This is a genomic window from Streptomyces sp. NPDC058877, assembly GCF_042742855.1.
Lineage (GTDB): Bacteria > Actinomycetota > Actinomycetes > Streptomycetales > Streptomycetaceae > Streptomyces.
The window spans coordinates 1-6,212 of sequence record NZ_JBHYMF010000297.1; the positions used below are offsets into that span (position 1 = coordinate 1).

5 protein-coding genes and 2 pseudogenes are annotated in these 6,212 nt (G+C 70.3%); 1 reads left to right on the forward strand and 6 read right to left on the reverse strand.

What is annotated here, in order from left to right; genetic code table 11:
- Nucleotides 1–87: 87 nt before the first annotated feature.
- From ACFW2Y_RS34190 to ACFW2Y_RS34205, 4 genes and pseudogenes are all read right to left on the reverse strand, one after another.
- Nucleotides 88–180: pseudogene (locus ACFW2Y_RS34190) on the reverse strand (GNAT family N-acetyltransferase); the annotation flags it as partial.
- A gap of 706 nt (nt 181–886) precedes the next feature.
- Entirely contained in the window at nt 887–1,078 is a 192-nt protein-coding gene (locus ACFW2Y_RS34195; protein ID WP_384887172.1) for a hypothetical protein, read from the reverse strand.
- Between the two features lie 29 nt (nt 1,079–1,107).
- A complete protein-coding gene (locus ACFW2Y_RS34200) occupies nt 1,108–2,163 on the reverse strand; it encodes a glycosyltransferase (RefSeq protein ID WP_384887174.1) in 1,056 nt (351 codons plus the stop codon).
- A gap of 191 nt (nt 2,164–2,354) precedes the next feature.
- Nucleotides 2,355–3,062 (reverse strand): response regulator transcription factor, encoded by a 708-nt coding sequence (locus tag ACFW2Y_RS34205; RefSeq protein WP_384887176.1) that lies wholly within the window; start codon nt 3,060–3,062, stop codon nt 2,355–2,357.
- Nucleotides 3,063–3,251: 189 nt separating this feature from the next.
- On the opposite strand from ACFW2Y_RS34205, the gene ACFW2Y_RS34210 reads away from it, so the two are divergent.
- Nucleotides 3,252–3,416: a hypothetical protein gene (locus tag ACFW2Y_RS34210; protein WP_384887179.1), complete on the forward strand. Its 165-nt coding sequence runs from the start codon at nt 3,252–3,254 to the stop codon at nt 3,414–3,416.
- A 354-nt stretch (nt 3,417–3,770) separates the two neighbouring features.
- Here the strand turns inward: ACFW2Y_RS34210 and ACFW2Y_RS34215 are convergent, their stop codons facing one another.
- Nucleotides 3,771–5,495: a lamin tail domain-containing protein gene (locus ACFW2Y_RS34215; RefSeq protein ID WP_384887182.1), complete on the reverse strand. Its 1,725-nt coding sequence runs from the start codon at nt 5,493–5,495 to the stop codon at nt 3,771–3,773.
- Between the two features lie 480 nt (nt 5,496–5,975).
- Nucleotides 5,976–6,212: pseudogene (locus ACFW2Y_RS34220) on the reverse strand (IS5/IS1182 family transposase); the annotation flags it as partial.

A 6,212-nucleotide genomic window follows, 5' to 3' on the forward strand; every position in this document is an offset into this window, starting at 1 on the left:
ACTACTGCCCCCTCGGCACCAACGCGGTGGTCACAGGTGGCACGCTGCCGAAGTGGAACGTGATCCTCTACACCACGTGGCGGGACACGACCCACGGTCCCAGGCCTCGGACTCACGCAGCACGAGCCTCTCGGCCTTGATTGGTGCAGTCGGCCACGCAACGGGTCCGAGATCATCCATGTTGGCCAGCTCATCAGCGGCCTCAGTGGTGATCAAGACTCGCGGTCCCTCTCGACTTTTTATTCCCCTGAGATGCCTTGACCTCGGCTCAGGTCAAGGGTCGTTGCATGGGCCCAGGCCATCTGCTTACGCACTGGATTAGGAGAAACACACCACCTCAACCCGGTGCGCACCACTCCCGCGCGCCGGCCGCACCAGTGCGCGCACCGCCCACCGAGTGGAGGCGCACCGAGTGGGTGAGCTCCACCGCACCAGTGCGCTCCCACCCGGTGCGGTCAGCGGTGCGCACCTGCTGCGGAGTGGACCGCGCGCGCCAGCACCAGGCGCTCGTTGCGCATCGCTGCTCCTTCGCCCTGACGGCCCCGGCCCGGGCAGCGAGGGAGAGCAGACGATGACGGGCACCCACCCCAGGGCCGGGCAGCGGCACCGCTCGGGTCGATCGCACTCGAAGGCCGGCCCGCGCTGGGCAAGCCCAAGGGGACCTCCTGGGTGCCCCCTTCGGAGGGCCCTTGGGAACCCCCCTTTGGCACCCGGCACCCGATGCCGGAGAGGAACGCCTCGTCAGGCCCGAAATCGGTGCGAGAACCGCGCCGTCGCAGCCCTCTTCTCTCCTCCACACGTCTGTAGGGGAGGAGATCATCGGGTTCCGGGGTTCCGGGGTTCCAGGGGTCCGGCGCCTCCGGGCCCGAGCGCGCCGGGCCCGGGGTCAGGGGCGCCGGTCGGGACCGCTGCCGCGGATGACGGGTACCAGGCTGCGCAGGGCCAGTCCTGCGGCGATCAGGGTGGTCGCCGCCACGACGAGGCCGAGGACGGCGAGCGGGGAGAGGCCGCCGCCGGTGGCGGCGAGCCCGGCGCCTCCGCCGCCAACCGCGCTGGCACCGATGGGCTTTCCGTACATGAGGATTCCAATCTTCGGCCCGGGGGCCGTCAGGTGGCGACCCAGCGTTCCTGCCGGCGCAGGGCCAGATCGATCAGCGATTTCACGAACACCAGCTGCCGGAACGCGTCGTACAACAGCTCGGGGACGAGCGGCAGGGCGAGAAGCACTGCCCGGCGGCCCGCCCGGCGGACCGTCAGGGTCCGCTCCAGGACGAAGAGGAACGTGATCGCCGTCCAGAACGGCGAGAAGCCCTGCCAGCCGCGGGTTGCGAGCGTCAGCACCGTGAAGGTGAGGAAGAGCGAGAGGGCGAGGGCGCCGACGCCCAGCATCAGCTGCTGTCCGAAGTACGGCAGCGTCACGCGGTTCAGACCGTAGTCGCGCAGGTTCTCCAGCGCCCCGCGCTGCCAGCGCATCCGCTGGTGCCAGAGCTTGGGCAGCGTCGGCATCACCTCGGTGACGAGCCAGCAGGCATCGGGGGAGACCGTGCGGTACCCCAGCGTCTTGACCGCCTTGGTGATCTCGTCGTCCTCGGTGAGCGAGGCCAGGCTGTAGTGGCCGTCCCCGCCACCGATGACCCCCGCGCGGCGGGCGGTGCGGACCTCGCGCAGCACGCGGGTCCGGAAGACGGTGCCCGTGCCCGTGAGCACCACGGCCTCGTTCCCCTTGCGGTGCACCTCCAGGGCGTAGCGCTCGTACTCCATCCGCTGGAGGAGCCCGAGCAGTCCGCCGCCCTCCTCGCCGAAGAAGATGCCGCCGACCGCGCCGACGTCGTCGTCCTTTGCGAGGGTGTCGACGGCGCAGGCCACGAACCCGGGGTTCAGGACGGTGTCCGCGTCCTGGACCAGGAGCAGGTCGTCCTCGCCCAGTCCGTCGAGGAGCCCGGGCAGCGCCTGGTTGAGGGCGCCGGCCTTCTTGTCCCGGTTGTCCACCGGTACGAACACCTCGGCGCCGCAGCGCTCCGCGAGCGCGGCGGTCAGGTCGGTGCAGTTGTCGGCGACCACCACGATCCGGTCCGGGACGCGCCGCTGCCGATACAGGCCAGCGAGCGTGGCGACGATGCGGTCCTGCTCGTTGTGCGCAGGCACCACGGCCACCACACGCATCGGGCCCTCCTTGCGTACCGTTCGCCCTCTTCGTCTCTCCACGGTGGTGGGGCCGGGTTGCGGGAGGGGTGTACGAGAGGTGCGGCTCGATTGCGGAGCGGGCGGAGGGCGGGGAAAGGGACGGAGGTCCCGGGCCGAGGGGTGACGGAGGTCCCGGGCCGAGGGGTGACGGAGGTCCCGGCCGCGCTGGGTCAGTCGACCGGATGGTAGCGGTAGCCGACGCCCCGGACGGTGGAGATGCCGGTACGGCCTCCGGTGACGGCGGCGATCTTCCGGCGCAGCCGCAGCACGGTGTACTTCACCCGGCCCGGGGCGCCGTCCTCGTGGGCGCCCCACACCTCCCGCAGCAACTGGCCGTGGCTCAGCACCTGCCCGGGGCGAGCGGCCAAGGCGGCGAGGAGGTCGAACTCCAGCGGGCTGAGGTCCAGCGCCGTGCCCGCCACGGTGGCGGTGTGCGAGGCCCGGTCGATCACGACGCGCTCGCCCGCTCCCGTGCCTCCGGGTACTTCGGGGCGGAGCAGCAGACGGCGGAAGCGGGCCGCGAGCCGGGGAAGGCCCTGCTCCCGGGAGAGGGCGTAGGTGACGTAGTCGTCAGCGCCCAGGCGGTAGGCGCGAGCCGCGTCGACCTCGACGTACACCGGCGCGGTGACCACGATGGGCATCCCATGGTCGTGCGCGCGGAGCTCGGCGAGCAGCTGCCAGGGGTCGGAGCGGGGCAGGTCGAGGCTGAGCAGCACGCCCTGGGGATGGCGGACGCGCAGCGCACGCCGGGTGGCGGGGCCGTCCGTGGTGTGGAGCACGTCGTGCCCCTGCTCGCGCAGCATGCCACCGACGATGTCCACCACGCGCGGGTCCCGTAGAGCGAAGAGGAGCAGGGGGCGGGCGGTCGGCTGCTGCATGCCTGGACGATAGCCCCGGTCCGCTGGCCCGGCAGCTCGGCCGGCCGGGTTGCCTGCGCGGGAGCGCGTCGGAGAAGGGAGCGCCCCGGGACCGGGGCCGCGGGGCGCCGGGACGGCCGGTTCTGCGCGGCCGACCCCAGCGGGGGTGCGGTGCGGTCAGGCCGGATCAGGTCGAACCGGTCCAGGTTCATGACCTTGGCCCAGGCAGCGACGAAGTCCTCGGCGAACTCCTTCGCGCCGTCGCTCGTGTATGACCTCGGCGAGTGCGTGCAGCTAGGTGGAGCCGAAGACCACGGCGGCGAGATCAAGTGGACCGAGGCTGCCTTCCACCCGGTGCTCAGGCCAGCAGACTGACGAAGAAGCCGTTCGCCAGCGCACCGGATGGCCTCGGTGCGCACTGGACCGGCGCACCACCGCACCAGTGAGGGCGATCCCTGAAAACGGCCACCCGGGACTTGGATGTCGGCCAGACCTGCTCATCGTGGCTCCCCACCTGAGTGCCGAGCTCGGCCGCGATGCGGGAGCAGGCCGAGGCGGCCGTTCCCCGCCCCGGGCCACCGGCGTTCTGGCTGCGGGCGCCCGGCTCAGGGAGGGGGTACGCGGATCTTCCCGAGCCGGGCTCGTTGAGCAGCGCGGACCGATCACCCACGCTTGGTGAGGAGCATGGACGGCTGTCAGGTCGGCCGGTCCGTGCTGGCGGTTCGGGGCTCAGTACGCGGTTCCGTCGGCGTGCTGGCCGGGCGAGCGGGACAGCGAGCTGATGGTGTTGTGCTTGACCCAGCTGCCGGTGGCCGAACCGTCGGGGCTTCGGTTGATGGACACGCCGTCGGAGTTGGCCTGGCTTGAGGTGTAGGTCATCGACTGGACGGTCGTTCCGGTCGAATCCCGCAGGGTGACCTGGTCGCCGCTGTTGGACAGGCTGAGGCGGCCGGTGCTGGCCGCCACCGCCGCGATGCCGCTGGGGATCGCGGAGCTCGCGCCGAAGACGGTGATCGCCTTGCCGGGCTGCAGCGTCGTGCCGGCGGCGAAGGTGTGTCGCACTGCCGTCCCGTCCCGGAGGGTCCAGCCGTCGAGGCTGATGGCCGTGCCGCCGGTGTTCACGATCTCGACGGCTTCGCCGGCGGTGCTGCTGCCCGGTTCGTTGGCCAGTACCTCGTTGATGATGACGTTCGCGGGTCCGCCGCCACCACCGGCGGTGACGGTGATGTTCTGGGTCGTGCTGTGGGTGGCCCCGTCGTTGTCGGTCACGGTCAGCGAGACCGCGTACGTTCCGGCCAACGCGTAGGTCACGGTCGGGTTCGTCGCCGTCGAGGTCTGACCGTTGCCGAAGCTCCAGCTGCGGCTCACGACGGTGCCGTCGGAGTCGGTGCTGCCGTCGGTGAACGTACAGGTGAGAGCGGTGCAGGAAGATGTGTACGAGGCCGTGGGCGGCTGGTTCGTACCACCGCCACCGCCGAGGGTGAAGTCGTAGCGGGCCAGCACCGGGTAGTGGTCGCTCGTCGTCGCCGCGTAGTTCGGGACGTAGGTCTGGGGCTGGAAGGCCTTCGCCGAGCCCGCGACGTACTTGGCCCGCACCTCGTTGGTGTTGAGCTGGTGGTCGATGAAGTCCGGGTAGCTGGTCGTCGACGCCACGCCCGCCAGCGACAGGGCACGCGTCGGGAACGTGTAGCGCGCCGAGTCGTTCACGAAGTCGGCGTAGGGCGAAGGTTGCCCGGAAACGATGGAGGTGTCGACGTCGTCGTTCCAGTCACCGATGACGAAGACGTTCTGCGTGGGGTAGGTCGCGTCGAGGTAGGACTTGAGGGCCTGCGACGCGGGGTTGCGCCGGTTCCACGCGTCCTGCGTGGCCCCGGCCTTCGCGTGCAGGACGATGAAGACGAGGTCGCGGGTGACGCCGTCGAACGTGCCGCGCAACGTGAACTCCACCGGCGGGCGCCCGGCGAAGTTGCTGTTCTGGTCGGTCAGGATGACCTTCGCGCTCACCAGGGTGGCCATGCTGGAGCGCCAGACGAGGGCGACCTTCTGCTCGGTGTCGCCGAAGTCCGAGTAGTACTGCGCGCCGTTCGTCACGATCGGGTCGTTGGCCACGACCCCGGTGTACCCGGGCATGCCGGCCACGAGGGCGTCGAACGCCGAGGTGCTGACGACCTCGGACAGACCCCAGACATCCATGTCGACGCCCGCCATGACGTCGCGGACGTTCTGCTGCTGAAGCGCCTCGTCGGTCGGGCCGAAGTCCGGCGCGCCGAACCACTCGACGTTCCAGTTGCCGACGTCGAGCTGTGTCGGCGATCCCTGCGACGGAACCGAGGCGGCGGCGTTCGCCACGGGGGCGGTGGTGAGCGTGGCCAGCGTCACGGCGGCGGCCAGGCAGGCGGCGCCGAACGCGGTGATACGGCGGGGGCGTCTGACAGGTATGTGATGAGGTGACATGAGGGTGCCTTTCGCGAGCAGTTGCGGACGGTTCGCGGAGCACCGCACCGGGGGTGTGGGGGACACACCGTGGCGGCAGGGAATTTCTAGGCGGAACAGGTTGCACACGGGGAACCGGAAGGTTTCCTCCGCACGTCACTTCTACGCGCGTTGCGCAGTGTGCACCGACCGCCGGGCGCTGCGCCATACCCCGTACACGACCTATCCGTTGAACGGCGCTCCACGTGGCCCGGAGTCGACGCTCCGTGCCCGGCCATGGCCTGACCCTCACCTGCCGCGCGGCAGGCTGGTGCCGGTTCTCGTTTCGACGGTCGGCCCCGTGGCCCTGACGGACTGGACGGAGCCGAAGGATCAAGGGGCCTTTTTCAACCTGTTGGGGCTGGAGGCGAGTTGGGCGTTCCTGCGGAACCATGAAGCTCCTGGCAGACGGTGTCACGACCAAGGTCAACCGTGCCGACTAGGTCCTGTCTGGAGTTCCGATCACGACTGCGGTGCGATGCTGCGGAGCCAGAGCATCGCACCGCATAGATGTAGTCCGGCCTCATAGCTCTCCGGGGTCTTGTCGAAGCGGAACGCGATGCCCCGCCAGTTCCGCAGCCGGTTGATGCACCGCTCCACGGTGTTGCGTTCCTTGTAGAGCTCCGCGTCGTGGCCGACCGGCCGGCCGCCCTTCGAGCCGCGCTTCTTGCGGTTGGCCGCCTGATCCACTTTCTCCGG